Here is a 23,398-nt window from a genome sequence, read left to right as displayed (position 1 = left end):
GAGATTTTTTTTGATTAAGGGCGTTGTCTTTATTGCCGGAGGCGTTCTCATGAGTCTGGAGATCGCCGCCAGCAGGGCTCTGGCGCCGTATTACGGCAGCACGATCTTTGTTTGGTCCAGCCTCATCAGTGTTTTATTGACGGCGTTGGCCTGCGGTTATTACGTGGGAGGCGTCTGGCGGACAGGAAACCTTCTTATGCCCTCTGGGCGGCCTTGCTGCTGGGGGCCGGGCTTTTGACCATTGCCGTCCCTTTTGTTTCCGGCCCCGTCAACAAGATGCTTCTTTTTCAGATCGGAGACAGGCTGGGGTCTTTGGTCTCTTCTTGCCTGATCTTCTTTTTGCCGAGTTTCATCTTGGGCATCATATCTCCCTTTGCCGTCAAATTCAGCGTCAAAAATATCGCCAACGTCGGTAACGTGACGGGGGAGCTTTACGCCTGGTCGACGGCCGGCAATGTCTTGGGCACGCTCTTTACGGCTTTTTTCCTGATCGGACACCTGGGAGTATTTTCTATTTTTATTGTATTGGGCTCTGTTCTGCTTTTGGTTTCCGCGGTCGTTTTTTTGACGATGCCGGCCCGCCCCGTGCGCCTGGCGTCTCTTTCCGTTTTTGCCCTGCCCTGGCTGTTTGTGACAGTCCCCTTGCCTCAGCTCGTCGAAACCTCCCCGGGCGAAGTGATTGTTTTCCAGAAAGGGTCCTTCTATAACCATCTTGTTGTTACCGATGAGCCGGCCGCGGGCATACGAAAGCTGCGTTTCGACAATCGGATTGAACAGTCGGGCATCACGTTGTCTGTTCCATACGGCTCCATCCACAACACGACAAGCCTGTTGCATCTTCCGGTGGCCTTCTCTCCGAAAATGAAAAGGGTGTTGTTTATCGGCTGCGGCGGGGGGATCGCGCCGAGGAATTATTTGTGCGATTATGCGGATGCCGAGATCGATGTCGTGGAGATCGATCCTTCGGTCATCAAGGCCAGCCGTGATTACTTTTTCTTTTTTCCCGCGCCCCGGCTTCGGACTTATGTCGATGACGGCAGGAGGTTCGTCCAGAAGACGAGAGAAAAATACGATGTCGTGGTCATCGACGTATTCAACGCGGGCGGCCACGTGCCTTTTCACCTTTTGACGAGGGAGTTTTTTTCGGAGGTAAATGAAAAGCTTGAAGAAGACGGCGCGGTTGCTTTTAATCTGATCAGCCCCCTGGAGGGGGCCGGTGGCGCGCTGTTCCGTTCCGTTTATAAAACCATGGCATCGGTGTTCGCGCAGGTGTATGTTTTTCCGGGCGTTCTTTCTGATCTTCCGCAGGACAAGGCCAGGCCTATGAACATCATTATGGTGGCGAGCCGCCAAAGGGAGAGATTGGAATTCCAGGAATTATACGATCTTCTCGACGGCCAAGCGCGCTCGGGACGCATCAAGGTGCCCCGCCTGGCGGAGTGCGCACGGTTTTCCCGTGATGTCTCAGAGGCCGAAAGGGAGGATGCCTGCCTTCTGACGGACGATTTTGCTCCCGTCGAACACCTGTATGCGAAATTTGTTTATTGATTGGCCGTGCATCAGCCGCCGCTTGCATGGGCTGACAGGATTCGATTTTTTCGCCGAGACAGAAGGAAAGAAGTTTAAGAGGCGGAGGCTTGCCTGTCCACTTCCTCATAGACAAGGCGCGAGATTTCCTGGATGATCTTGTCGAGGCTTTTCATGCTGCCCCCCTTTGTCATGATGCAGAGAAGATAGGGGTGGCGGGGATAATAAATAATGCCGCAGTCGTGCAGGTATAAGACCAGGCCTTCGCCGCGTTCGCCGAACTTGTGGGCGACCTTGATTTCTGCCGGGACCCCAGCCCTCAAGCCAAACGGAAACTGGGTTTCGCTCAAGAGCTCCAAGGCCTTCTCCGACAGGGCGGCATTGAGATATGAAGCGTTAAAGAGGACCCTGAAGAGAGAGGCGTAGGATCTGTCGCGCATCGTTCCTGGCGGCTGGTCGTATTCCCAGTATTCGATACCCAGGTTTTTTTGGACAGAGCTGAAGGTGGTCTTGTCGTTTTCAACCAGCAGGCTTGCTGCTTCATTGTCAGAATAAATGATCATTCTTCGGATCAATTCTTCTATGGTATACGACTCGCCCGACTTCAGTTTTTGGGCAGGCTCAAAGAATACCACGTTGTCTGTCGGCTTCGCTTGATACGTCAGCGTCTTTTTCAGGATATCCGGGTCGGTTTCCGCTTTTTTGAAGTAAGCCATCATGACCGGGATTTTCAACAGGCTTCCGGGAGAAAATCCTTTGTTTTCGTTGATGGAAAACGAGGGGCCGTTATTCAGGTCGCGAAAATAAATGCTGATATCGAGCGCTTCCTTGTTGTCCAGCAGCCTGCGCACGGCATCCGCTATCTTCTTCCTGAAATTGATAAGCTCCGGCATGACCTCCTGGGTTTCGCAGTCGATCAGCGGACTGATGAAGGCGTAGCCCCCTTTGCGGATTTCCTGGAAGGTTGGCCCTTTGTTCCGCAGGTATTTGTTGAGAAGGATTTGACCGGATATCCCGGACAATATCCCGACGATAAAAGAAAGGAGGAGGGCAAGATATTTGCCCCTCCTGTTATGGATGGGGTATTGAAGGCGCTGTTTCATAGATAGAAAGGTACCTTATTTCTGCGCTAAATGCAAGATAATAATTACTCCGACGCCAGAAGGTTCTCGGCTTCTGTCAGGGCCTTCTGGATCGGAGTGCCGGCATCCGAAGGATCGTCGGAGTTCCGCAGGCAAAAAAGTCGTCAGCCTCTGCCGTAGGAGCGTCACTTAAATTACGCTTGTCAGAAAAGCTTGTGGATATTAAAATAGTAACCCTGCGCCCATAGCTCAACTGGATAGAGCACTAGCCTACGGAGCTAGGTGTTAGAGGTTCAAATCCTCTTGGGCGCACTTTTTTCAAGAGGATTTGAACCGGAGGCCGCTGGTCGGACGAGTAAGTCCGACCGTTTAGCGGGGCCGCGAGAAGGTGAGCGGCCCGGTGTCGAGACCGGCCGAAGGCCGAAGCGAGACTCAAATCCTCTTGGGCGCACTTTTTTCAAGAGGATTTGAACCGGAGGCCGCTGGTCGGACGAGTAAGTCCGACCGTTTAGCGGGGCCGCGAGAAGGTGAGCGGCCCGGTGTCGAGACCGGCCGAAGGCCGAAGCGAGACTCAAATCCTCTTGGGCGCACTAAATTTTTGCGCAGCAAAGATTTGTCTTGAGCAAACCGAGGTTTGTTTTCCATAATTTTGCGAAGGATCAATATCGCGGTTGAAGCAGGGGCGGTTTCGGCTTCTTAACCTTCCTTTTTATTCCATGTTCTCCGATGAATATTTCATGAGGTATGCCTTGAAGGAAGCGGACAAAGCGGCCGATTCAGAGGATGTCCCTGTCGGGGCCATCGTCGTTCACAAAAATCATATCATCGGCCGGGGGTGGAACCAGGTGGAGCTTTTGAAGGATCCGACAGCCCATGCAGAGATGATCGCCGTGACGCAGGCCACCAATCATCTGGGTGCTAAATGGTTGAAAGATTGCGCCCTTTATGTGACGATAGAGCCATGCAGCATGTGTGCCGGGGCCCTTGTCCTTTCACGTATCGACCGCGTTGTTTTCGGCGCATCGGACCCAAAGACCGGCGCCGGCGGCTCGGTCCTTAATATCCTCCATCACGCAAAATTGAACCACCGGATCAGAGTGAAGAGAGGGGTCCTGGAGCAGGAATGCGCCGGTTTGCTGCAGGATTTTTTTAGGAAGCAGAGAGCGAAGAATAATTAATATCGTAAAATGGGGGGATGAATATTAAGCGTAAGTTCAGCAAAAGAGAGTTGTCTATTATCGGAGCCATATTATATTGTTGCGAGGGAACCCAATTACGCAAGGATAAGAGAAGAAAAAATGTTTACTATTGGGCTATTGAATTTACAAACAGTAATTTTAAAATTATCAGTCTGTTCGCAGAATTTTTAAACAAAATTATCAAGATTGACAGGGTCCGATTAAAGGGACAGCTTTTTATATACAACGATATTCATAAAATAAAGCTAGAGAAAAAGTGGTCGCGAATAAGCGGCATTCCTTTGGGAAATTTTAATAAAACGATTGTATTTCAAGCAAAGAATAGTAAATACAGGCCGAATCCAAACGGCACTTTTAAGTTGCGTTACCATAGCAAGGAAGCTTTTCAGAAGCTTGATGCTTTGATTAGAAGTTTTTTATATTGACTTGGAAAACTTTCGGGATGTGCAATTAAACGGAGAGGTCGCGTAGCCCGGTTTAGCGCGCGCGCCTGGAGAGCGCGTAACCCAAAAGGTTCGAGGGTTCGAATCCCTCCCTCTCCGCCATTTTGTCGCCCTTCGCGACAAAAGGCGGATGCCAGAGCCTCTGGCTCCGGCGCCGTACCTTAGTGTATGTTTTTTCCCGCCCTGGCCTACGGCCAAGGTCGAGGCCGAGGCGGCGAAAAGCTCGCCTGCCGTCCCTTTCAGTCAAGGCAGACAGGGATGCCGGAGCCAGGGGCTCCGGCGTTGCTTTTCATGGATGTTCCGATGTTCTTCTTCCGGCGAACGTCGGAAAGCCGCTGCTTGAATCCTGCCGTTCCTCATTTATAGGAGTTTCCTTGGACTTTGCCAGGATCATAGCGATCATTGCGCTCATCGTTATTTTTCTCGTCGTCTTGAAGTACGCCGTGCGCGTGGGGTGTTTGTTTTTTCTGATCGCCCTGGTCGCGCTCATCACGTATTTATGGACAACGGGAATCATCAGGCGCTTTGATTTTTTTAGAAAAAAGGATGGTCATAAGACGGTGGTATCTCTGGCGGTCTCAGGCGAAGTCAATGGTGGATGCCGCTGCGGCTGTTGAGGGTGTCCTGAACGATCTTCAAGAGCGCCATCGCATCAACCGGTTTGTTCACATAGCGATCGGCGCCTATCACGCGGCCGATGACGCGGTCTACATCCGAACATTTCGCCGTTACCATGATGATGGGGATGTTCTTGAATTTTTCGTTTTTTCTGATGATCTTGCAGACTATTTCGCCGGGAACCTCGGGAAGCCAGAGGTCGAGGATGATCAGATCGGGTTTCCTCTCGTCGATCCTTTCCAGCGCTTCTTTGCCGTCCATGGCAATGCAGGTCCGGCAGCCGTGCCGTTCCAGGATGGCTCTGAGCGCCTGGACAATGCCCGGATCGTCATCGACAATGAGGACCACCTTGCCGCCGGAAAACATACCCCTCCCTTGTTTCGTTTATACGCATAATAAAAAAACCTATTCTTCACCGTAGAATAGGTTATTGCGAAAAACGATCAACAATTTCTTTTACGACCCATCCTCACGAATGGCCCAGCTGCCTCCCGTTTTTCCTTTAATAAAAATATACCTTATAAATGTAACTGTTTCAAGGTTATGGCCTTATGGTTGTTTTCAGGGAAGGGCATGCATCATCGAGGCAGGTAGCGCAAGCTTCAAGGGGTTGTTTGTTGATTTTTCTGCGTTACGGCTGTTTTTTCTGCTGATTTTTCCTGAGAATCGCCTGGCAGGAGAGAAGCGTTTCTTGAAAAATCTTCGGAATCCTGTATAATGAACACTGGAAATACTTTTGACGCGGATCTCTTCCTCTTTTAGGATGCACATAAAAGATGTCTTACCTCGTTTTTGCCAGGAAGTGGCGGCCGAAAAATTTTGACGAAGTCATCGGCCAGGACCATATCACCAAAACCCTCAAGAGCGCCATCCAATCCAACAAACTGGCGCACGCGTATCTCTTCTCCGGGCCGCAGGGCGTCGGAAAGACCTCGTGCGCGCGCATTTTAGCCAAGGCTTTAAATTGCCAGCAAGGGCCGACCCAGCATCCTTGCGGGGTTTGCCCGGCCTGCCAAGAGATCGCCGAGGGCCGCAGCCTGGACGTCATCGAGATCGACGGCGCGTCCAACCGCGGCATCGACGAGATCCGGTCCCTGCGCGAGAACGTCAAATTTGCGCCCTTGAACGGCAAGTTCAAGGTCTATATCATCGATGAAGTCCACATGCTGACCCCGGAGGCCTTCAACGCGCTCTTGAAGACGCTTGAAGAGCCGCCGTCTTTCGTCACGTTCATTTTTGCCACGACCCAGCCCCAGAAAGTATTGCCGACGATCCTGTCGCGCTGCCAGCGGTTCGATTTCGTCCGCATCCCGAACCTCAAGGTCATCGAAAAACTCAAGGAGATCGCCGCCGATGAAAAGCTTCCCATCGGCGAAGACGTCTTTTTGGCCATCGCCAAGGCGGCCAACGGCTGCATGCGCGATGCCGAATCCATCCTCGATCAGTTGATCGCCTTTTCGCAGAAGGACATCAAGCTTGAGGATGTTATTTCGATCTTGGGCATCATCGAAGAGGACGTCTTTTTGAAATTTGTGGATGCCTGCCGCGCCGGCGACGCGCCGACGGCGCTACGCCTGATCGCGGAGATCAGCGCCAAAGGCAAAGACATGAATTATTTTCTTGATGGCCTCCTGGAGCATTACAGGAACCTGATGGTCGCCAAGATCATGAAGGAAGGCCGCGAGGAGCTCGTGGATCTGCCCGCGGAGCTGATCGCGCAGATCTCTTCCCAGGCGCAGCGCATGGAGTTGGCAGACATCATGGTGGCCATCAACCAGATCTTTGCGGCGCAGGAGATGTCGAGAAAGCTAAGCACCACGCGCATCCCGCTGGAAATACTGGCCGTCAAGCTGGCCGGCGGCAGCGCCAAAAAAGAGCAGCCTTTGCCGCGGCCGGTCAAAGAGAATGCCGGCCCGTCTGTCGTCAAGGCCGCAGCCCCGCCCGTCAAAAAGCCTCTTTCTGTTTTGAGGGAAGAGAGGGGTTCGGCGGATAACCGTTTGAGTTCATTCGTCCCGCCAGAGAAATCCGTCGGTCTTCACCTGCAGTCATCTTCCATGGAAGCCGGCGAAGTCTCCTCCGAAAAATCCTGCTCCCTGCAGGACGTGCAGAACAGCTGGGATAGGTTGATCCGCCACTTGGCGGGAGTCAAGATGTCGGTTTCGACATATCTGCGCGAAGCCTCGCCTGTGCGGTGCGAGGACGGCTTGTTGACGATAGGCTTTCCCAGGACCGCCGTATTTTTCAAGGAGACCCTGGAGCATAAAGATAATCTGAAGGTCCTCGAAGAAGCGATTGCGAGCGTCTGCGGCGCGCGCCTGCGTTTGAAGCTGGATATCGTGCAGGGGTTGGCGCCTGCGGCCAAAGAGGAAGCGCATTTTGAAGAGACGCCGTTTTTCAAATCGGCGATGGACCTTTTTAAAGGGAAGGTGGTCGGAAAATAGCCATGGCCGGATACAGTCTTGCGACGATAGAGAAGCTGATCGAAGAGTTGATGAAACTACCGGGTATCGGCCGCCGCAGCGCCCAGAGGATTGTCTATCACATGCTGGACACCTCCAAAGAAGATGTGACGCTCCTGACTGAGGCGATCACGAAGGTCAAGGAGAGCGTGCGGTTTTGCAGCGTCTGCAATAATTTCAGCGAGACGGACGTCTGCAGTATCTGCGGCGACTTGAGGCGCGACCAGACGATCGTCTGCGTCGTCGAAAGCCCCAAGGACGTCGAGAACATCGAGCGCAGCGCGAATTTCCATGGCACGTATCACGTGCTCTTGGGCGCGATTTCTCCTTTGGAAGGCCGGGGGCCGCACGACCTTAAAGTGGACGGCCTGATCGCGCGCGTCAAAAAAGGAGAGGTGCGTGAAGTCGTTATCGCCACGGATTCCGACACGGAAGGCGAGGCCACCGCTATCTTTCTGACGAAACTCCTGCGGCCCCTGGGCGTCAAGGTGATGCGCATCGGCATCGGCCTGCCCGTGGGTTCCAACCTGGAATACGCGGATCCCGCGACCCTGGCGCGGGCCATGGAAGGGCGCCGGGAGATATAAAGCCGGCTTTTTAGCTCCGACAGGACTTACTTTAAGATGCCCGTCTTATAAACCTCGGCGAGTTTTTTTGCGCTTTCCCTGACAGTTCTTTTGGATGAATTGTAGTCTATCTCGACCAATCCGAAGCGGGGCGCAAAACCTTTATCCCATTCAAAATTATCCATAAGCGACCAGTAAAGATAGCCGATGACAGGCGCACCTTTTTTCATGGCTTGGTGCACGCTTTCCAGATGAGAATGTATGAATTCCCAGCGCAGCCCATCGTCCTGCGTGCATATGCCGTTTTCCGTGATCATCACAGGGAGGCGGTATCTTTTCAGCTTTAGCAAAATGTCCGCCAATCCCTTCGGGTAAATATCCCAGCCGAGGGAATTTTTTTTGACTGGATAATGGTTGTTCTCGCAGGTGTCCATAAAAAGGTTATGGACACCCGGTCTTTTAATCTCCACTAATTGGCGTAAATAATAATTGACCCCTATAAAATCCATGGCTCTATGCTTTGCCAGCCTGTCAAGAAAGTTAAAATTGAATATTCTGTCTCTCAGGTATGCCGCAAACCTGTTTTTTAAGTCCAGCTTACACGGTACAAATGCCTGCGTATATTGCGAGATGCCCACGGCCGGATCTGCGTGCCCAGATTTTTTATATATTTTATGTATAAGCTGGTAGGCCTTGATATGCGCAAGCGAGAGGTTGTCGTAAACTCTTTTGGCCCTCAAGGTTGACTTTACCTGCGGCGGCCATGCGCCAAAAATATAGGCGTGGGATGCATATATCGTAGGTTCATTGATGGTGATCCAATAATGCACGCTATCGGCCAAGGCGCGCACGACGACTTCGCAATATCGCAGGAAGAGCTCGACAGACCGCTTGTCTTCCCATCCTCCTAAATCAGCAAACCATATGGGGTTGGTAAAATGGTGAAGTGTCGCAATCGGCTCGATATTGCGCGCCCTTAAAGAAAGCGCGACGTCGATATAATGCTGCAATGCTTCTTCCGAGAATTCCGAGCGCCTGGGTTCGATGCGGCCCCATTCTATAGAGAAGCGGTGGGCATTGTGTCCGAGGCTTTTTGCTAGGTCGAAATCCCTTTCATAAAATTCATAGTGGCGGCAGGCATGTCCGGAATTTTCTTTGCCGGCATCTTTTTCCCATTGCCACCAGTCGGAATGTATATTGTCGCCCTCGACCTGATAGGCCGATGCCGCAGCGCCCCATAAGAAGTTCTCGGGAAATTTGATCATGGCAAGATTATATCACAATATGTTGACCACCGCTGGTCAAGGGTGGTAGGTTAGACCTATGCTTTTCATAATAAGGATGATCAAGAAGGCGGCTAAATTGGTGGATCCGGAAGAATTCATGCTGGTCATGAGAAATTTTACTTCCTTATCCGTCCTCCAGGCCGTGACATATCTTTTGCCCGTCATTATTTTTCCCTACCTTTTTAGGGCCATAGGGCCGGCAAAGTTCGGCTTGATTTCTTTTGCGCAGGCCTTTGTCCAGTACTTCATGATCTTGACGGATTACGGGTTCAGCATCTCGGCCACGAAAGAGATCTCGCTCTGCCACGACGAGCACGCAAAGATATGTTCGGTTTTCTCGTCTGTGATGACGGCGAAGATAGCCCTGGCCTTTTTAAGCTTGTTGTTGATGACAGGCATCGTATTCGCCGTTCCCAAGTTCAGAAGCGACTGGATGGTCTACGTGTTCAGTTTCGGCACCGTAGCCGGCAGCACGCTTTTCCCCCTATGGTTCTTCCAGGGCACGGAAAGAATGAAGCACATCGCTGATTTGAATATACTCGGCGGCATATTATACACCGCTCTCATATTCTCGTTCGTAGCCGAACCGCAGGACTATCTTATGGTCCCGCTTATTAATTCCGCAGTATTTCTGGCGACAGGCATACTTGGACAATATAGGGTTTTCAGGCATTTCGGCGTGTCGTTCCATTTTCCGAAATATGCAAATTTTCGGCAACAGATGAAGGCAGGGTGGGACATCTTTATTTCCAACGTAGCGATAAATGCCTACACGACGACGCGTATTTTTTGTATCGGTCTTCTCACAAATAACACGATCACAGGGTTCTATTCCATCGCCGAGAAGATGGCCAATTTTGTTCAGACATTTCCGCTGTCTTCCTTTTCTCAGGCGCTTTTTCCACGTTTAAGCAAGATATTCAACCGGAACAAAAGAAAGGCGTATGAGATAATGTGGCACGTGCAGCAGATAACCATCAATATCTCTTTGATAACGTTGCCTTTGATATTTATATTCGCGCATTTTTTCGTGAGGATAGTCTGCGGCGGAGATTATCATGCGTCGGTATTCTCATTCAGGATGCTGCTTATTGCCGTATTTTTTATAAGCGCAAATGCCTTCCGCGTCCAGTTTCTTTTGGTGTGCGGCAAGACGCATATCTATTCAAGGATACACGTGGTCATGGCCATGATAGGCCTGCCGCTCATGTTCCTTTTGATATATTCCTTTTCTTATATCGGCGCCGCCTTATCGACGATCCTGATAGAGGCGGGGATTTTTACCGTCACGTATGTTACGGTAAAAAGGTTTAAATTTTAATCGGAGCGCAGAAATCCCCGGCCCTGGCCTCGGCCCGCCTGTGGGTTTCAACCTGGAATACACAGACCCCGCGACCCTGGCGCGGGCCATGGAAGGGGCACAGGGAGATATAAAGCGCTCCTTGACGCTCGTCTTTTTTTCGCATATAATCTTTCCACCCCTTCAGGGTGGATTTTCCGTTCTTTATAGCTTTATTCCCCCGTAGCTCAGTCGGTACCTGCCTGCCGGCAGGCAGGGAGCGAGTGGCATGGCTCTCTGACTTCCGGAAACAATGCCGACGTTAAATTCCGTCTGATTGACTTGGAGGCCCAGGAGTGGGTGACAAGGCGCAAGTCCTGTAAAAAAGGACAGCGTGAGAGACTAAGCGACGGAATGCCGTATTAAACGGCAAAGCGATAGTCCGAACTCCCGGCATGACTCGATAGAAAAGAAACGGGAGAGGTTGATCCCAATATCAACCCACCTGCGTACAGCAGGGAGCAACAAACTTAAGAGCGAGTGGCTGTTAACCACCAGGTCCGAGGTTCGAGTCCTCGCGGGGGAGCCAAATAAAAAGGCCCACTGAAGTTTAGTGGGCCTTTTTATTTGGCTTTCTGGGAGACGAATCGAGGACCTAAAAAGGGGATTATTAAGGGGAAAAGACCGTTTTCCCCTTAAGCATATCGTTTGGATGCTAGGGAGGGGGTGACAGGAGCCTGCCTTGGCTGAAGGCCGAGGCGGGCGACGCCAAAGGGGGAACCATTGGGTTCCCCTATGGGGAGCGACCGAGCTGCCGACATCCTTAATGAATAAATTTAGTAGGCAGGCGAGGAGCGACAGGTCCGAGGTTCGAGTTTTTGAGCGAGGCAGGCAACCGAGCGACGACCCGAGCGGGGGAGCCAAAAAAAACATCAGTAGCCGAGTCCTCGCGGGGGAGCCATCTTTAGCATAGCCCTATTCAAATGAGTAGGGCTATTTTTTTAGAAATTTTCTTGACTTATTTATTTTTTATAATACAATTTGTATATACAAAAGGTATTTATGAAAGAGCTTAAATGGAATGCGCTTAAAAGTGAACGACTGAAACGGACGAGAGGTATTTCATTTGAAGAAATTGTAGCTTCGAAACTCATTGATATTATTAAGCATCCTCGCAGACAAGATCAGAAAATCTTTGTATATGAGCATAAAGGCTATTTATGGGCTGTGCCGTATATTATAGAGGGAGATGCAATATTTTTAAAAACGATATATCCAAGCAGAAAACTAATGAAACTTTATAAAAAGGGGAAACGCCATGAGAAAGATTAAATTAACCAGAGAAGAGCAGGCTATTGAAGATAGTCTTGAAGAATTCGTTCCTGTGGACCGCAATGAGTATGAGCAGATTGTTCAAGCTATAGCTGCAAGAAAAAAAGATACTGTTTTAAATATCCGAGTGAATAGTCACGACCTTGCAAACATCAAACATAAGGCCCAGCGCTTAGGTATTAAGTATCAGACTTTTCTATCCGAATTGATTCATAGAATAGCACAGGCACAGTAGTTAATATTTTTTCCGCTTCCTTTGTTTTTAGCCAGTTGCGAAATCGTCATGCAGGGGGAGTTTTTATGAGAAGGCCCGCCAAAATAGGCGGGCCTTTTTGTTGAGCTAACGAGAGGCTGTTCCTAAAGAGTGAAATCTCCTACAAGTTCCGTGAAATACGCCGGGACGGGCGTCTTTAATATCATTCTCCTGCCGTTCCAGGGATGAAGGAAAGAGATCGAATAGGCGTGGAGCGCCATGCGCTTGTGCATGGCGTCTCTTCCACCATATTTGCGGTCACCCACGATGGGGTGGCCCTTTTCGGCGAAATGGACGCGGATCTGGTTTTTTCTCCCTGTTGCCAGATCGACCTCCAGAAGGCTGAATCCTTTTGTCTCTTTGAGGGTTTTATAAATGGTCGTGGAAAGCTTTCCGATAGACCGGTCACGGGTGGAAAAGACAATGTGCGCGGCATTTTCGGCCAGATAGGACGTGATCTCTCCGGATTTTTGCGGGAAGCTGCCGTAAACGACGGCCAGATACTTTTTTTCGGTCTGGTCCCATTGTTGCTGAAGGGAGTTTTTCGCTCTTTCGTTTTTGGCGAAGATGACGATTCCCGACGTGTCCCGGTCCAGGCGATGGACGATAAAGATGCGGTTGCGCGATGCGGCGCAGCCTTTGCGCACATAATCGGTCAGGATGTGGTAGGCGGTTCTTTCTTTTTCCGTGTTCGAGGCCATCGTCAGGAGTTTGGGCGGCTTATCGACAACGAGGATATCGCGGTCTTCGTAAACGATCTTTATTCCTTTCAGATGGTCTTTTTGCATGGCGCTTTCGTTGATATTGCGGGAACGTTTTCTCCGCAAGGACGCTCCGTCCGGATTTGACTCTGCGCGGCCTAAAGCTCCACCCTTCAGGGCGCAAGAGTGTTGTGGCCGCTTAGAGGTACCCGAAACAAGCCCCGGCCTGCCCGGGGAATATGGGTTGACTATAGCATAAAGAGGCGATAAGGGATATATTGAAAACAGGCTGTCGCGGCCCGGCAAAAAACGGACTTTAGTCCGCGAGGCCCCATCTTTGTGATACAATATTTCAGAGGTTTTAATCAAGCCGCAGAATGCGGCGAAGATCAGACCCTTCCTTTATGTGGAATGAGGAAGGTCTACCCTTTCTGGGTCACCCCGCGAGTATCGGAAAAATTTGGCGCCCGGCAGCCCTGGGCAAGAAATTTTTACGATATCTTACGATGCGGGGTCATCGAGGTAAGAAACCCCGTGCCTGCCCTGCTTTGGGCAGGGTGAGCAGGGGGAGATTCATAAGTAGCTGCCATCCGCGAAGAAGCCGGAAAGGTCTGATGCGAAAAATTTCAGCTGTAATTTTTTTGTTGCTGGCCGGGTGTTCGACCGTCCCTGTCAAGGATGATTCTGCCGATTGGCAGGAAAAACTTTATCACCGGCTTCCATACGAGATGCAGGGCGACTACAGGATCATCGAGTTGTTTTATGCGACGGACCGCCGGGCCGTGCAGGAGGGCGATGAACTGCGTTTTACGTCAAAGATGGAAGACCGCCTGACAACCGGGACGCTGAAGGCGAGTATCCGGCCCGGATTGGAAATAAGCAGGGTCGTCCCCAAGAGGCTCAAAAAACGCGGCGACGTCGGCGTGGAGGAAGTCGTGAAGTTCGGCGAAGAGGATTTTATGAAACGCCTTGCTTCTGCTGTCGAAAATTCTCCCCACCAGTCGCTGCTTGTGCTGGTGTTCGGCTATCAGGATAGCTTTGAGCTGACGGCCATCAAGGCCGCTTATTTTGCGTATTTTCTCGATGTGAATACGCCGATCTTGCTTTTTGATTGGCCCGGTGACTACCGGGGCGCCTTCAGGGGTTATGAGAGGGCCTGGGGATCCGCAACAGCTTCAGGACAGTATCTGGGGGAACTTTTGACAAGGATCATCCGGGAGGTCAAGCCGAAGAGGCTGTGGCTTGAATCTTCAAGCCTCGGCTGCCAGGTCGTCTCCAAGGCTTTTGAGAAAATGACCCAATACGGCGATCTCGCGGATGCCGAGGCGGAGCTGGCCCACGTTGTCATGGCAGCGCCGGATGTATCCAAAAATGAGTTTAACGAAAAGTTCAAGGAAGAGATCGCCTCTCTCGCCAGGCAGCTGACGGTCTATGTGGCTTCCAATGACAAGGCCTTATTGATGGCGCAGATCATCGACCGGGAGAAAAAGCTCGGCCGCCAGAGGGTCCAGACAGAGTCTTACGGTCAGTTTGAAGAGGCCCAGGACCTGCTTTATCTCAAGTCTTTGGACCCCGACAGGATCTCAATCGTCGATGTGACGCTGGTCAATAAGGCCGGAGGCGGCCATACCTATTACATCGAGACCCCGGAATTTTACGACGATTTTTACATGCGCCTCTTTGGGGATTCCGTGTCCCGCAACAGGCGCCTTTATCTGGTGAATGTCAAAGAGGGCGTTGATTACTGGGTGATACGCCCCAACAGGAAATAGATAAGGCATTCGATCCCGCCATGCCTGACGACATTATTCCGGCTAAATTCTCACAATGGACGGCGCATCTGGACTCGAAAGAGGCCCGGATATCCGTCTATGATCATATCCGCGACATACCCTATGCCATTGTCCCGGAATTGAGAGACCCGGCTTTGGGCCCGGCAGGGATGCTGGAGCTCGGCAAGGGGTCGTGCATCCCCAAGCATTTTCTTTTAGGCATGTTTTTTCAAAAGTTCGGTATCCCGGTCAGGTATTGCACGTATCTTTACAGCTGGGACGACCCGCGCATCAAATACCCGCCGGACCTGCGCAGCATCGTCAAAGAGTTGCCGATGGGGACACATCTGGCCTGCCGGGCCCATGTCGAAGGTCAATGGGTCCTGATAGACGCGACATGGGACAGCGGTCTTAAAAAAGCGGGTTTCCCTGTCAATGAGGATTGGGACGGTCTGCGTCCGACCAAGAATGCCGTCAAGCCGGTTCGAGAGATCATCCACGAGACGGTTGAGGACCGCGTGAAATATACGGCCGAGGCCAAAAAATCGTGGACAGAAGCTCAAATGCGGGCCTATGAGAAATTCCCGGCTGTTTTTAACGCATGGCTTGAGGCGTGCAGAAAAACGGGTTAACGCGATGAATATCATAGACAAAGCCTTGGAGTTTTTGAAAGCAAGGGAATTTGTTGCCGTGGCAACGGCTGATAAGGCGGGCAAACCTAACGCCGCTCCGAAATTATTATTGAAGATAGACGGCCGGACGGTTTATTTCATCGATTACAGCATCGGCAGGACTTTTGAAAACCTGAAAGTCCGTCCGGAAGCCTCCTTGACGTTAATGGATGTCAGGTCTTTGGCAGGATATATCCTGGATGGAACGGCGGAGATCATCGAAAAGGGCAGGATTTACGATGAGTGCGTCGAAGAATTGCGCAAAAGGGAAATCGAGCTTTCCGTGGAGCGCGTTGTGGCCGGGGTGCATATCGGCAAGCCCCATAAGGAATTTGAAGTAGATATTCCCGAGCGTTTTCTGGTGTATAAAATCAAGGTGGGGGAATGTTTCGAGATAAGCCCCCGGGGCGTCATCAGGCAGGAAGGCAGCTGACGCCGCGGCCCTGAGGATTCCGGAGTTTCGTGATGAAACCCGCCGCAAGAGGCGGTTTTTTATTTGCAGGAAAGTCCGGCTACCAGGCGATGCGGCGCCTGTGCTGGAAGAATTGTCCGGTGGGGCCGTTATCGGGCCGTGTGGCGAGCCAGACGATGTCTTTGGCGGCTTCTTCGGGTGATTGAGGGGCTTCGGGGCCGCCGAGGTCTGTGCGGGTCCAGCCGGGGCAGACGGAATTGACGGCGACGTTTGTGCCGCGGCAGGCGTCGGCAACCATCTTTGTGACGGCATTCAGAGCGGTTTTGGAGAGTTGGTAGGCCGGGACCTTTTCCTCGTCTGTCATGTCCTTCAATTGGCCCAGCGTCGAAGAGATGTTGATCACCCGTCCATAGCGGGCTTTCATCATCTGGGGGATGAACGCCTGGCACATTTTCAAAGCGCCCAGTGTATTGACTTCAAGGGTTGCGCGCATGACGTTCATGCCGGCCTCAAGAATGCCCGGTCCTTCGCCGTAGTCCATTTTTCTGGGCGTCTTTTTGATCCTGCGCCGCAGAAGGCCTTCAACTTTGCTCATTCCTGCGTCCAAAGAAATGCCGGCATTGTTGACGAGGACGTCCACGCGGCCGAATTTTTTCATCACGAAGGAGCGAAGGGCGACTGTCTGTCTGTCGTTCAGAAGGTCGAGGACGCGATAGACGACGGCGAGGCCCATGTTTTTGAGTTTTTCAGCCGCGGCTTTGCCTTGTCCGGGGTCGGGCGAGGTGAGCACGACCTGAAATCCAAGCTCGCCCAGCTGCCGGCATATCTGGAACCCGATCCCCCGGTCGGCGCCGGTCACAATAGCGACCCTTCTGGTTCTCATATTCTTTTTCATACGACAATTGTAGCTCGCAGCGGCTTTATTGACAAACGGAATATGCCGAAGAAGCGCAAGAAGGCTGCATTCAAAATTTTGTTGCCAAAATTTTAGCGGTTTTATAAAATTAGAGAAAGGAAATTAACGTTACTCCTCGTGTAAGCATCTTGACAATTTATGTCTGCAACCAGTCCTCACAGAGCTCGGACGGGCCCCGTTACAAATTCCATTTGTAACGGGGCGGGTTCCGCAGGAAGCGGAACACCGCCACAGGAAGTGGCGCACTTGCCGGTCAGATAAGGCAAGGTGTGGCCCTTCAGATGGGGCCAGGTGCAGCCATAAATTCTCAAGATACGCTGCCGCAGAAAGCGGCACACCGGCCTATCCGATTAGGCCGGGTGGAGGAGTTAACCCAGAAAGGGTAGGCCTCCGCATGCCGCAGAAAGCGGCATACTGGCTCATCCGATTGAGCCAGGTAATACCACATAGCGGAGGGCCTAATCCCACCAGAGGTGGAAGGTTAAAGGAAATAAACGTTACTCCTTGCGTAAACAGCTAAAAATTTCTGTCTGCACCCAGTCCTCGCAGGGCTCGGACGGGCAGCCAGAAATTGTTTAGCTACGCTGCGGAGTTAACCCAGAAAGGGTAGGCCTCCGCAATACCACATAGCGGAGGGCCTAATTCCGCCAGAGGCGGAATTAAGGAGGTTCGCATGAAAAACAAAATCATTTTAGGGGCGGTTATTGTGCTGGCGGCGGCTTTTCTCCTTGAGAACGCTTATTTGATGGGCAGGCACAGCGGAGAAAAAGCCCAGCAAAAGAACGTCGTCGTGCAATATCAACCGTTTCCCATGCCGAGCTCTCTTGAGAACAATCCCGCTTTCATGATGGACATGCGGGCCCGGGAGCCGTTTGATGAGATGAACAGGATGCAGGAGATAATGCGGGAACGGATGCAGCGCATGCAGGACACCGGTTTTTATTCGGGGCCGGAACAGAAAGATTTTCTGAACCTTCCTGCGCCGGCCGCTTCAGGCCAGAGTTTTCGCGATAAGAACAAGGCGTACATCATCAATATCAGCATGCCTGGTTTTGAGAAGAAAGACATCCATGTCCGCACAGAAGGCAGGCAGCTGATCGTGTCCGGAGAGACCGCAAAGGGCGGAACAGAGAAGGGCCGCAATTTCTATGCCCAGGAATCGCGGTCCGGCAATTTTACGAGCACGTTTCTATTGCCGCAGGACGCCAGGATCAACCAGATGACGACGGAATACAAAGACGGCATCTTGACGATCACGATCCCGAAAAACAAGGCCTCAAGTCCGCGCAGATAAAAGATAGGCGCGATCCCTGTCTTCGACCCCCTATGGCATCATGCTGTAGGGGGTTTTGAATCCTTGTGGTATAATAACCCCCAACTAAAAAGGAGGGAGTATGCATATTGTCAGCGGGATCAATGCACTTCTTTGCGGCATCATCTGGGTCGTCGGCCTTATTGTTTACCGCAAGAGCAAGATCAAGGCGTCTTTTTATATCGGTATTGCTTTCGGGCTTTTCGGCATCTCGCATCTTTTGAGTGCCGTCGTATTCCCGGGCAGCTTGGTTGTCATCTTAACCGCCAGGCTTGTGGCTTATGCCATGGTCGGAGTTTCTCTCTGCAAGTTGGCATGTACATGTAAATGACGGCGGACATTTCTTGAGGTTGCCCCCATGAAAAAAATAATAATGACGACAAACGCCCGCAAAGACCTGCTTTTTCTTTTTTTCTTCGCCTTTTTGGTCTTTATCCTTTCGTATTATTTCGATATCTTCATCTTTATCGTGAGATTCCTGGAAAGACACCCCCGGCATATCATCTATGTGGACGAGGTCGTCATGACCCTCTTGTCCATCAGCATCGGGTTCGCCGTCTATTCCTGGCGCCGGTGGATCGAGTTAAAGAAAGAAACGGGCGAGAGAATCAGATTACAGGAAGAGCTTCTTAAGGTGGCCGAGACGAGGGCAGAAGCAGAGAGTATCATCTGCAAACAGCTACATGTCGAGATCGAACAGCGCAAACAGGGAGAGAGGAACATTCTGCCACGGGGCACAAAGACAAAGGGGCCGTTCAGACGACACCCTTCGTGATCAGCAGGAGTTTGTGACAGGCAGGGTCCGGGGCGTTACAGGTAGGCCTCCAATGAGACAAAAATTTTTGTTATTTACTTTCTGTGTCTTTTTTCTTTGCCCGTCTTTTGCGGCCGGCGAAGATGCCTTTCAGCGCTGTCTTTTTGTCACTGTCTTGCAAGACCCGCCTGTTCTTTCCAGCCGCCAGGAGATAACCCGTCTCATCGATTTTGCCAAAGAGGCACGCACGGATATCCTCTTTGTGCAGATTTACCGCGCCAACCAAGCCTGGTTTCCCTCGACCATAGCAGATCCTGCTCCTTATGACGATGCCAGACGCCGCCTTTCCGAAGATCCTCTTAAACTCTTGATGAAACAGGCCCATCGAGCCGGTATCCGTGTGTATGCGTGGCTTAATATGCTGAGCCTCAGCAATAATAAGAACGCCAGGCTCCTCAACAAGTATGGGCCCGAGATCCTCACGAGGAACCTCAATGCCAAGAAGAAGCTGCAGGATTACAGGATCGACAGCCAGTATTTCCTGGAGCCGGGAGACCTGAGGGTCCGCCGGGAGCTTGCGGGAATCGTCGGGGAGATCTTGACCGCCTACCCCGAGCTGGATGGCATCCTTTTTGATTATGTGCGCTATCCCGATCCCAGCCCTGATTATGGCTATACGCCTATGAATATGGAGCGTTTTCGCAAGGCGACCGGGCGCGAAATCGCGGGAAAAAACGATCCGGCCTGGCAGGCGTGGAAGCGGACTCAGGTGACGGAGCTGTTGCGGGAGCTCGTTGAAAAAACGCGCGCGATGCGGCCGGGCATCGGCGTGGCTGCCACGGGTTGCGCCCCCTATATCCGGGCATACGCCGAGGCTTTCCAGGATTGGCCGTCGTGGGTGAAGACAGGGCTTGTGGATTTCGTGACATTCATGAGTTATTCTCCGGATGCGGAGGAGTTCGAAAAATCCGTCCGCAACGCCAAAAGCAAGGTTGCTGATTTCACGAAGGTCATGGTGGGGGTGCCGGCATATAAATTAGCGGCCTCGCCCTGGATCCTTGTCCGCCAGATGCGGTTTTGCGCGGAGTCGGGCAGCGGCGGCTTTTGTGTTTTTCACTACGGCAGCGTGGAGGAACATCCAGCCCTTGGCCGCGCCGTTATCGGCAGTAAAAATCCATAGGGTCATGGGGCTATGATTTTTATCCGTTTTTCCGAAGAGCAGAAGATTGTTTTTGTGACGACGGCTGTTGTCCTCTTTGTCTACGGCCTCATGGAGTTCCACGATCTTTACAGCATGACCGGCATCGCCTCATGGTATGGGAAGCGTTTTATGGGCAAGAAGACGGCCGACGGCGAGGTTTTTGATCCGGAGAAGATGACGGCAGCCCACAGACGCTTGGCCATGGGCACCCTTGTCAGGGTCACAAACCTGAGAAACGGCCGCCAAGTGACCGTGAGGATCAACGATCGTGGGCCCTATATCCCCGGCCGCGTCATAGATTTGTCCCGGGCTGCGGCCCGGCAGATGGGCATGCTTGAGAAGGGGTTGGCCCCCGTCAAAATGGAGATCGTCGCAAAAGAATAGCCTGTTTTTCGATAAGGATTTCCGCAGGCGACAGGACCCCGTCAGAAAATAATGTTTCTGACGGGGTAAACTTTTTTTGGGGTCCGACGTCTAAGGGGATGAGGAGGATTTATGAGATATGTTATGGTCGTTATGCTGGTTTTTGCCTGCATCCTGGAATTGTCCTTGCCGGCGCCAGGTTATTGCATCCGGGAGGGGGAGCGGAATTCTCGAGAGTTGCGTGAAGATATCCAGATCCTTAACCTTTTGAATGGTCTGGAGCTGTCCAGGGACCAGGCGGCATTTATTATCTCAAAGGCCAGGGAAGCCCAACAGCTTCGCGACAGCGCGCAACAGAAAATGGCATCGGCCGAGGCAGGCCTGACGGATTCTTATGCCGCCATCAAGGAACAGGTCCAGGAGGGCCGTGTCGTCATAGAAAAGGAAGACGCCAGGCATTTTCATAAGATCAAGACGGAAGCAGAGGGCGCGCTTCGTCAGGCGCAGGCCCGGGTTGAGGAGATTGCCGCGGAAGTGGAAGGGCGGCTGGAACCCTATCAGCTTGCGGCCCTGGATGCTTACCGTCCTTGCGTCATCCCTATTGTTTCGCAGGGCCGTATCGGCCAGGCGAGTTCTTCGGACGGCGTCTGCCGTTTGCTGGAACGTGCGCAACGCATGTCTTCCGAGACTTTCCAGCGCAGGAAAAATGAATTGGCCGCGCGCGCCATCGGACAGTTGAAAAACAGGAGGGCTGTCACCGGTGAAGAAGAGGCGGTTTTGCGGTTTAAGGTTTTAGAGGCATTCGAAGAAGCCCGGCGGATGGATGCCGCCGATTTCGCCCTTCAGAAAGATCTGCTTGCCGACAGACTTTCCCAAGAACTCTTGCCAAAAAGGCACGAGCTTTCCCGCAGCGACAAGATCAAGACATTCCTGCTTTCCGGCAACGTCATACCCCTTCTCGAGGAAAGATTAAGCCGTCAGGCGTGAATGTCCTGTTTTCCGCCGTTTTGTCCCAGCGTCCTTGCCTGGATGTCATGTGTTGACATGCGTCTTTTTCTGCGTTAAATAGAAAGAGAGGCGCAGGCCGTTTTTACCCCTATCCCCGTGGGGACAGAAAATTTGCAGCATGACGGCAAAGGAAGGCGGTACGAAAAGATGTTGACTGCGGTTTTACAGGCGAAGGTAAAGAAGGCTCAGTCCAACGAGATGACGGAGCACGTCATCTACAGCCGGCTGGCTTCGGCCGCGGCCCCGGCCCACAGGGCGGTGTTGGAGAAGATCGCAGCCGAAGAATTGAGGCACCACGATTTTTTCAAGGGTCTGACAGGGGAAGGCGTCGAGCCGAACCGGACGAAGGCCCTCTTTTTTGTTTTCCTGGCCCGTACCCTCGGTTTAAATTTCGCCCTGAGGTTGTTGGAATCGGGAGAGGATGCCGCCCAGGATTATTACGGGGAATTGCGGAGCGTCTCTTGCGAGATCGACGGGATCATCCGGGACGAGAAAGACCACGAAGAACGGCTCCTGGGCATGATCGACGAGGAACGGCTGCAGTATGTCAGCTCGATGGTCCTGGGTCTCAATGATGCCCTCGTGGAATTGACGGGCGCCCTGGTAGGCTTTACGCTGGCGCTGCAAAAGACCCGGCTCGTCGCCATTGTCGGGTTGATCACGGGTATTGCAGCGTCTTTGTCCATGGCCTCTGCGGAATATCTTTCCACCAAGCATGAAAAGACGTCGAAGAGTCCGCTGAAGGCCAGCATCTACACGGGCCTGACCTATGTCGCGACGGTCACCATCCTCGTCTTGCCCTATTTCATCTTTTCCAATATTTATGCCTGCCTGAGCTGGGTTGTGTTGGGCGCCCTCTTGATCGTCTTTTTGTTCACCTTTTATATCTCCGTCGCCAAAAACCTCGATTTTAAAAAGAGGTTCCTGGAGATGGCGGGCTTGAGCCTGACTATCGCTGCGCTTAATTTCGCCATCGGCCTGGTCATCAGAAAAGTCTTCGGCATCGATGTCTAGCGTTTTCAAACAATAAGGAGGTTTTTTGTGAATATTCCCCTGGCGCTGACCCACAGGCGGACCATTATTTTTTTGAACGGCCTTCTGTTTTTCATCACCCTCGGGGTGGTCTATGATGCGTTTATCCTTTTTTTCCGGGCCGGTAATGATGCGCTCTCTATTGAAAATCTCCTCGACGGGATCGCGACGATTTTTGTGGCTTACGGCGTGGCCCTGGAAGAGAGGGATACGTTGATGAAGTTCTTCAAGCTTTATCCGCAATATCTGGATGACGGGCAGAAGAGGACCGATGCCGTCTGCCATTTTTACGGCTTGAACTACTTGCTGATCGGGCTTTTCATGGAGGTGGCGATCGAAACGATCAAGCTGCCGCACAAGGTGTTCAATACCCTCGTGGCCGAAGAGGTTGTTTTTGGCATCGGACTCGTTTTCTGCCTGACGGGGTGCGTCCTTCTTTTGAAGAACATGTATCTTTTGTTAAGGCTTCCCAAAGCGGCCTGATGCCTTCCGTAGGCTTGGAGAACGGATAAAAGAAAAAATCCGGGTCAAAGGCCCGGATTTTTTCTTTGTTCGGGATAGATCATTGTTCGGTTTCTTGCCCTATCATGCCGGCGTCTTCCTTGGGGGCGCCGCCGCCCATCTTCATCATGCCCATGGTTTTCATCCCGCCCATCATGGAGGCAGGTTTTATTTTTTTCATTTTGTCCCGTTGGTCTTTCGTCAAGATGTCCCGAAGGTCGATGTATCCTTGAATGATCTCTTTTGTCCTTTGCTTCTTCAGGTCGTATTTTTTGTCCACAAGGCCGTCGATCTTCTTGGCGTCCAGCTGGTCTTGCCTGAGGGCGTCGGCGATATCGAGCGCCAGCGTTTCGATTTGCGCGTCTTCCATGATCAGGCTCTTCTTGATCTTCAGCTTGAGGGCCCCGATCTTTTCGAGCTGGTCGTCGCTAAGTCCGATCTCATCGGCATGGGACAAAAGGAAAAAGGCCCTGAGATAGAATTCCTCTTCCGGTCCCATCTTGTCCATTTTCTGCATCATGGGACATCCGCCCATCTTGTTGCCGGCGGCAAATGCAAGGGGCGCGACAAGAAAACCGACACAACACAGCAGGATGACCAAGGCATGCTTTTTCATGTTTCCTCCTTTATGACCGTCTTTTGCCATGTACCCGAAAGCCCCGGATTCTAGGCTGTCCGGGGACGAAGGTTTGGCGCAGGTTTTCGCTATCC

Annotated in this window: 28 protein-coding genes and 3 tRNA genes; 25 read left to right on the top strand and 6 right to left on the bottom strand. The window is 51.9% G+C overall.

Annotation, left to right across the window (positions count from 1 at the left end):
* Positions 1 to 10: 10 nt before the first annotated feature.
* Entirely contained in the window at positions 11 to 238 is a 228-nt protein-coding gene (locus BU251_RS09530; protein ID WP_128700232.1) for a hypothetical protein, read from the top strand.
* Positions 214 to 1,548, top strand: a complete 1,335-nt coding sequence (locus BU251_RS06430; RefSeq protein ID WP_228767785.1) for a spermidine synthase — start codon at positions 214 to 216, stop codon at positions 1,546 to 1,548. The genes BU251_RS09530 and BU251_RS06430 overlap by 25 nt, the downstream gene beginning before the upstream one ends.
* Before the next feature lie 74 nt (positions 1,549 to 1,622).
* Here the strand turns inward: BU251_RS06430 and BU251_RS06425 are convergent, their stop codons facing one another.
* Complete coding sequence (locus BU251_RS06425; protein ID WP_128700230.1) at positions 1,623 to 2,630, bottom strand: serine hydrolase; 1,008 nt, start codon at positions 2,628 to 2,630, stop codon at positions 1,623 to 1,625.
* Between the two features lie 217 nt (positions 2,631 to 2,847).
* Between BU251_RS06425 and BU251_RS06420 the strand changes: the two genes are divergently transcribed.
* From BU251_RS06420 to BU251_RS06400, 5 genes are all read left to right on the top strand, one after another.
* A tRNA-Arg gene (locus BU251_RS06420) sits at positions 2,848 to 2,921 on the top strand.
* A gap of 425 nt (positions 2,922 to 3,346) precedes the next feature.
* A complete protein-coding gene (gene tadA, locus BU251_RS06415; protein WP_228767784.1) occupies positions 3,347 to 3,787 on the top strand; it encodes a tRNA adenosine(34) deaminase TadA in 441 nt (146 codons plus the stop codon).
* Positions 3,788 to 3,804: 17 nt separating this feature from the next.
* Positions 3,805 to 4,233 carry a hypothetical protein gene (locus BU251_RS06410; RefSeq protein WP_128700228.1) on the top strand — a complete coding sequence of 143 codons (429 nt, stop codon included), beginning with the start codon at positions 3,805 to 3,807 and terminating at the stop codon, positions 4,231 to 4,233.
* A 31-nt stretch (positions 4,234 to 4,264) separates the two neighbouring features.
* Positions 4,265 to 4,353, top strand: a tRNA-Ser gene (locus tag BU251_RS06405).
* Between the two features lie 272 nt (positions 4,354 to 4,625).
* Positions 4,626 to 4,868: a hypothetical protein gene (locus BU251_RS06400; protein WP_128700227.1), complete on the top strand. Its 243-nt coding sequence runs from the start codon at positions 4,626 to 4,628 to the stop codon at positions 4,866 to 4,868.
* Here BU251_RS06400 and BU251_RS06395 read toward each other — a convergent pair.
* Positions 4,840 to 5,235 (bottom strand): response regulator, encoded by a 396-nt coding sequence (locus BU251_RS06395; protein WP_128700226.1) that lies wholly within the window; start codon positions 5,233 to 5,235, stop codon positions 4,840 to 4,842. The genes BU251_RS06400 and BU251_RS06395 overlap by 29 nt on opposite strands.
* A 410-nt stretch (positions 5,236 to 5,645) precedes the next feature.
* Between BU251_RS06395 and dnaX the strand changes: the two genes are divergently transcribed.
* Positions 5,646 to 7,310 carry a DNA polymerase III subunit gamma/tau gene (gene dnaX, locus BU251_RS06390; protein WP_128700225.1) on the top strand — a complete coding sequence of 555 codons (1,665 nt, stop codon included), beginning with the start codon at positions 5,646 to 5,648 and terminating at the stop codon, positions 7,308 to 7,310.
* Positions 7,311 to 7,312: 2 nt separating this feature from the next.
* Positions 7,313 to 7,915: a recombination mediator RecR gene (gene recR / locus BU251_RS06385; RefSeq protein ID WP_128700224.1), complete on the top strand. Its 603-nt coding sequence runs from the start codon at positions 7,313 to 7,315 to the stop codon at positions 7,913 to 7,915.
* Between the two features lie 26 nt (positions 7,916 to 7,941).
* On the opposite strand, the gene BU251_RS06380 is transcribed toward recR, so the two are convergent.
* The gene (locus tag BU251_RS06380; protein ID WP_128700223.1) at positions 7,942 to 9,159 is read right to left on the bottom strand and encodes a glycoside hydrolase family 1 protein; all 1,218 of its coding nucleotides are present in this window, start codon (positions 9,157 to 9,159) and stop codon (positions 7,942 to 7,944) included.
* Positions 9,160 to 9,217: 58 nt separating this feature from the next.
* Between BU251_RS06380 and BU251_RS06375 the strand changes: the two genes are divergently transcribed.
* The 5 genes from BU251_RS06375 (at position 9,218) to BU251_RS06360 (ending at position 12,026) form a co-directional block, all read left to right on the top strand.
* Positions 9,218 to 10,501, top strand: a complete 1,284-nt coding sequence (locus BU251_RS06375; RefSeq protein WP_128700222.1) for a flippase — start codon at positions 9,218 to 9,220, stop codon at positions 10,499 to 10,501.
* A 40-nt stretch (positions 10,502 to 10,541) separates the two neighbouring features.
* A complete protein-coding gene (locus tag BU251_RS09630; RefSeq protein WP_420885786.1) occupies positions 10,542 to 10,706 on the top strand; it encodes a hypothetical protein in 165 nt (54 codons plus the stop codon).
* A gap of 254 nt (positions 10,707 to 10,960) precedes the next feature.
* Positions 10,961 to 11,048: transfer RNA gene (locus BU251_RS06370), tRNA-Asn, on the top strand.
* A gap of 473 nt (positions 11,049 to 11,521) precedes the next feature.
* Positions 11,522 to 11,791, top strand: a complete 270-nt coding sequence (locus BU251_RS06365) for a toxin (protein ID WP_128700221.1) — start codon at positions 11,522 to 11,524, stop codon at positions 11,789 to 11,791.
* On the top strand, positions 11,778 to 12,026 hold the full coding sequence (locus tag BU251_RS06360; protein WP_128700220.1) for an antitoxin: 249 nt from the start codon (positions 11,778 to 11,780) through the stop codon (positions 12,024 to 12,026). The genes BU251_RS06365 and BU251_RS06360 overlap by 14 nt, the downstream gene beginning before the upstream one ends.
* Positions 12,027 to 12,148: 122 nt before the next feature.
* On the opposite strand, the gene BU251_RS06355 is transcribed toward BU251_RS06360, so the two are convergent.
* A complete protein-coding gene (locus tag BU251_RS06355) occupies positions 12,149 to 12,871 on the bottom strand; it encodes an RluA family pseudouridine synthase (RefSeq protein WP_320416943.1) in 723 nt (240 codons plus the stop codon).
* Positions 12,872 to 13,359: 488 nt separating this feature from the next.
* Here BU251_RS06355 and BU251_RS06350 point away from each other — a divergent pair, with 488 nt between their 5' ends.
* The 3 genes from BU251_RS06350 to BU251_RS06340 are packed head-to-tail and all read left to right on the top strand — an operon-like array spanning position 13,360 to position 15,621.
* Positions 13,360 to 14,517, top strand: a complete 1,158-nt coding sequence (locus BU251_RS06350) for an alpha/beta hydrolase (protein ID WP_164908896.1) — start codon at positions 13,360 to 13,362, stop codon at positions 14,515 to 14,517.
* A 20-nt stretch (positions 14,518 to 14,537) separates the two neighbouring features.
* Positions 14,538 to 15,149: a hypothetical protein gene (locus BU251_RS06345; RefSeq protein WP_128700218.1), complete on the top strand. Its 612-nt coding sequence runs from the start codon at positions 14,538 to 14,540 to the stop codon at positions 15,147 to 15,149.
* A 4-nt stretch (positions 15,150 to 15,153) separates the two neighbouring features.
* A complete protein-coding gene (locus BU251_RS06340) occupies positions 15,154 to 15,621 on the top strand; it encodes a pyridoxamine 5'-phosphate oxidase family protein (protein ID WP_164908895.1) in 468 nt (155 codons plus the stop codon).
* Positions 15,622 to 15,700: 79 nt separating this feature from the next.
* Here BU251_RS06340 and BU251_RS06335 read toward each other — a convergent pair whose 3' ends face one another.
* On the bottom strand, positions 15,701 to 16,483 hold the full coding sequence (locus tag BU251_RS06335) for an SDR family NAD(P)-dependent oxidoreductase (protein WP_128700216.1): 783 nt from the start codon (positions 16,481 to 16,483) through the stop codon (positions 15,701 to 15,703).
* Between the two features lie 706 nt (positions 16,484 to 17,189).
* Between BU251_RS06335 and BU251_RS06330 the strand changes: the two genes are divergently transcribed.
* The 8 genes from BU251_RS06330 to BU251_RS06295 all read left to right on the top strand — a co-directional run bounded on the left by BU251_RS06330 (position 17,190) and on the right by BU251_RS06295 (position 22,669).
* Positions 17,190 to 17,810 (top strand): Hsp20/alpha crystallin family protein, encoded by a 621-nt coding sequence (locus BU251_RS06330; RefSeq protein ID WP_128700215.1) that lies wholly within the window; start codon positions 17,190 to 17,192, stop codon positions 17,808 to 17,810.
* A gap of 100 nt (positions 17,811 to 17,910) precedes the next feature.
* On the top strand, positions 17,911 to 18,159 hold the full coding sequence (locus tag BU251_RS06325; RefSeq protein ID WP_128700214.1) for a hypothetical protein: 249 nt from the start codon (positions 17,911 to 17,913) through the stop codon (positions 18,157 to 18,159).
* A 27-nt stretch (positions 18,160 to 18,186) separates the two neighbouring features.
* Positions 18,187 to 18,603, top strand: a complete 417-nt coding sequence (locus BU251_RS06320) for a hypothetical protein (RefSeq protein ID WP_128700213.1) — start codon at positions 18,187 to 18,189, stop codon at positions 18,601 to 18,603.
* A 52-nt stretch (positions 18,604 to 18,655) separates the two neighbouring features.
* The gene (locus BU251_RS06315) at positions 18,656 to 19,762 is read left to right on the top strand and encodes a glycoside hydrolase family 10-like protein (RefSeq protein ID WP_164908894.1); all 1,107 of its coding nucleotides are present in this window, start codon (positions 18,656 to 18,658) and stop codon (positions 19,760 to 19,762) included.
* 12 nt (positions 19,763 to 19,774) lie between these two features.
* Positions 19,775 to 20,167: a septal ring lytic transglycosylase RlpA family protein gene (locus tag BU251_RS06310; protein WP_128700211.1), complete on the top strand. Its 393-nt coding sequence runs from the start codon at positions 19,775 to 19,777 to the stop codon at positions 20,165 to 20,167.
* Positions 20,168 to 20,278: 111 nt separating this feature from the next.
* On the top strand, positions 20,279 to 21,133 hold the full coding sequence (locus BU251_RS06305) for a hypothetical protein (RefSeq protein ID WP_128700210.1): 855 nt from the start codon (positions 20,279 to 20,281) through the stop codon (positions 21,131 to 21,133).
* A gap of 168 nt (positions 21,134 to 21,301) precedes the next feature.
* A complete protein-coding gene (locus BU251_RS06300; protein WP_128700209.1) occupies positions 21,302 to 22,168 on the top strand; it encodes a VIT1/CCC1 transporter family protein in 867 nt (288 codons plus the stop codon).
* A gap of 27 nt (positions 22,169 to 22,195) precedes the next feature.
* The gene (locus BU251_RS06295) at positions 22,196 to 22,669 is read left to right on the top strand and encodes a hypothetical protein (protein WP_128700208.1); all 474 of its coding nucleotides are present in this window, start codon (positions 22,196 to 22,198) and stop codon (positions 22,667 to 22,669) included.
* 79 nt (positions 22,670 to 22,748) lie between these two features.
* Here the strand turns inward: BU251_RS06295 and BU251_RS06290 are convergent, their stop codons facing one another.
* Positions 22,749 to 23,303, bottom strand: coding sequence for a Spy/CpxP family protein refolding chaperone (locus tag BU251_RS06290; protein ID WP_128700207.1), 555 nt, complete (start codon positions 23,301 to 23,303; stop codon positions 22,749 to 22,751).
* Positions 23,304 to 23,398 lie beyond the last annotated feature (95 nt).

It is taken from the genome of Candidatus Velamenicoccus archaeovorus, from assembly GCF_004102945.1.
Lineage (GTDB): Bacteria > Omnitrophota > Gorgyraeia > Velamenicoccales > Velamenicoccaceae > Velamenicoccus > Velamenicoccus archaeovorus.
Note: the sequence above shows the minus strand (reverse complement) of the source record. Positions and strands in the feature narration are given on the sequence as shown.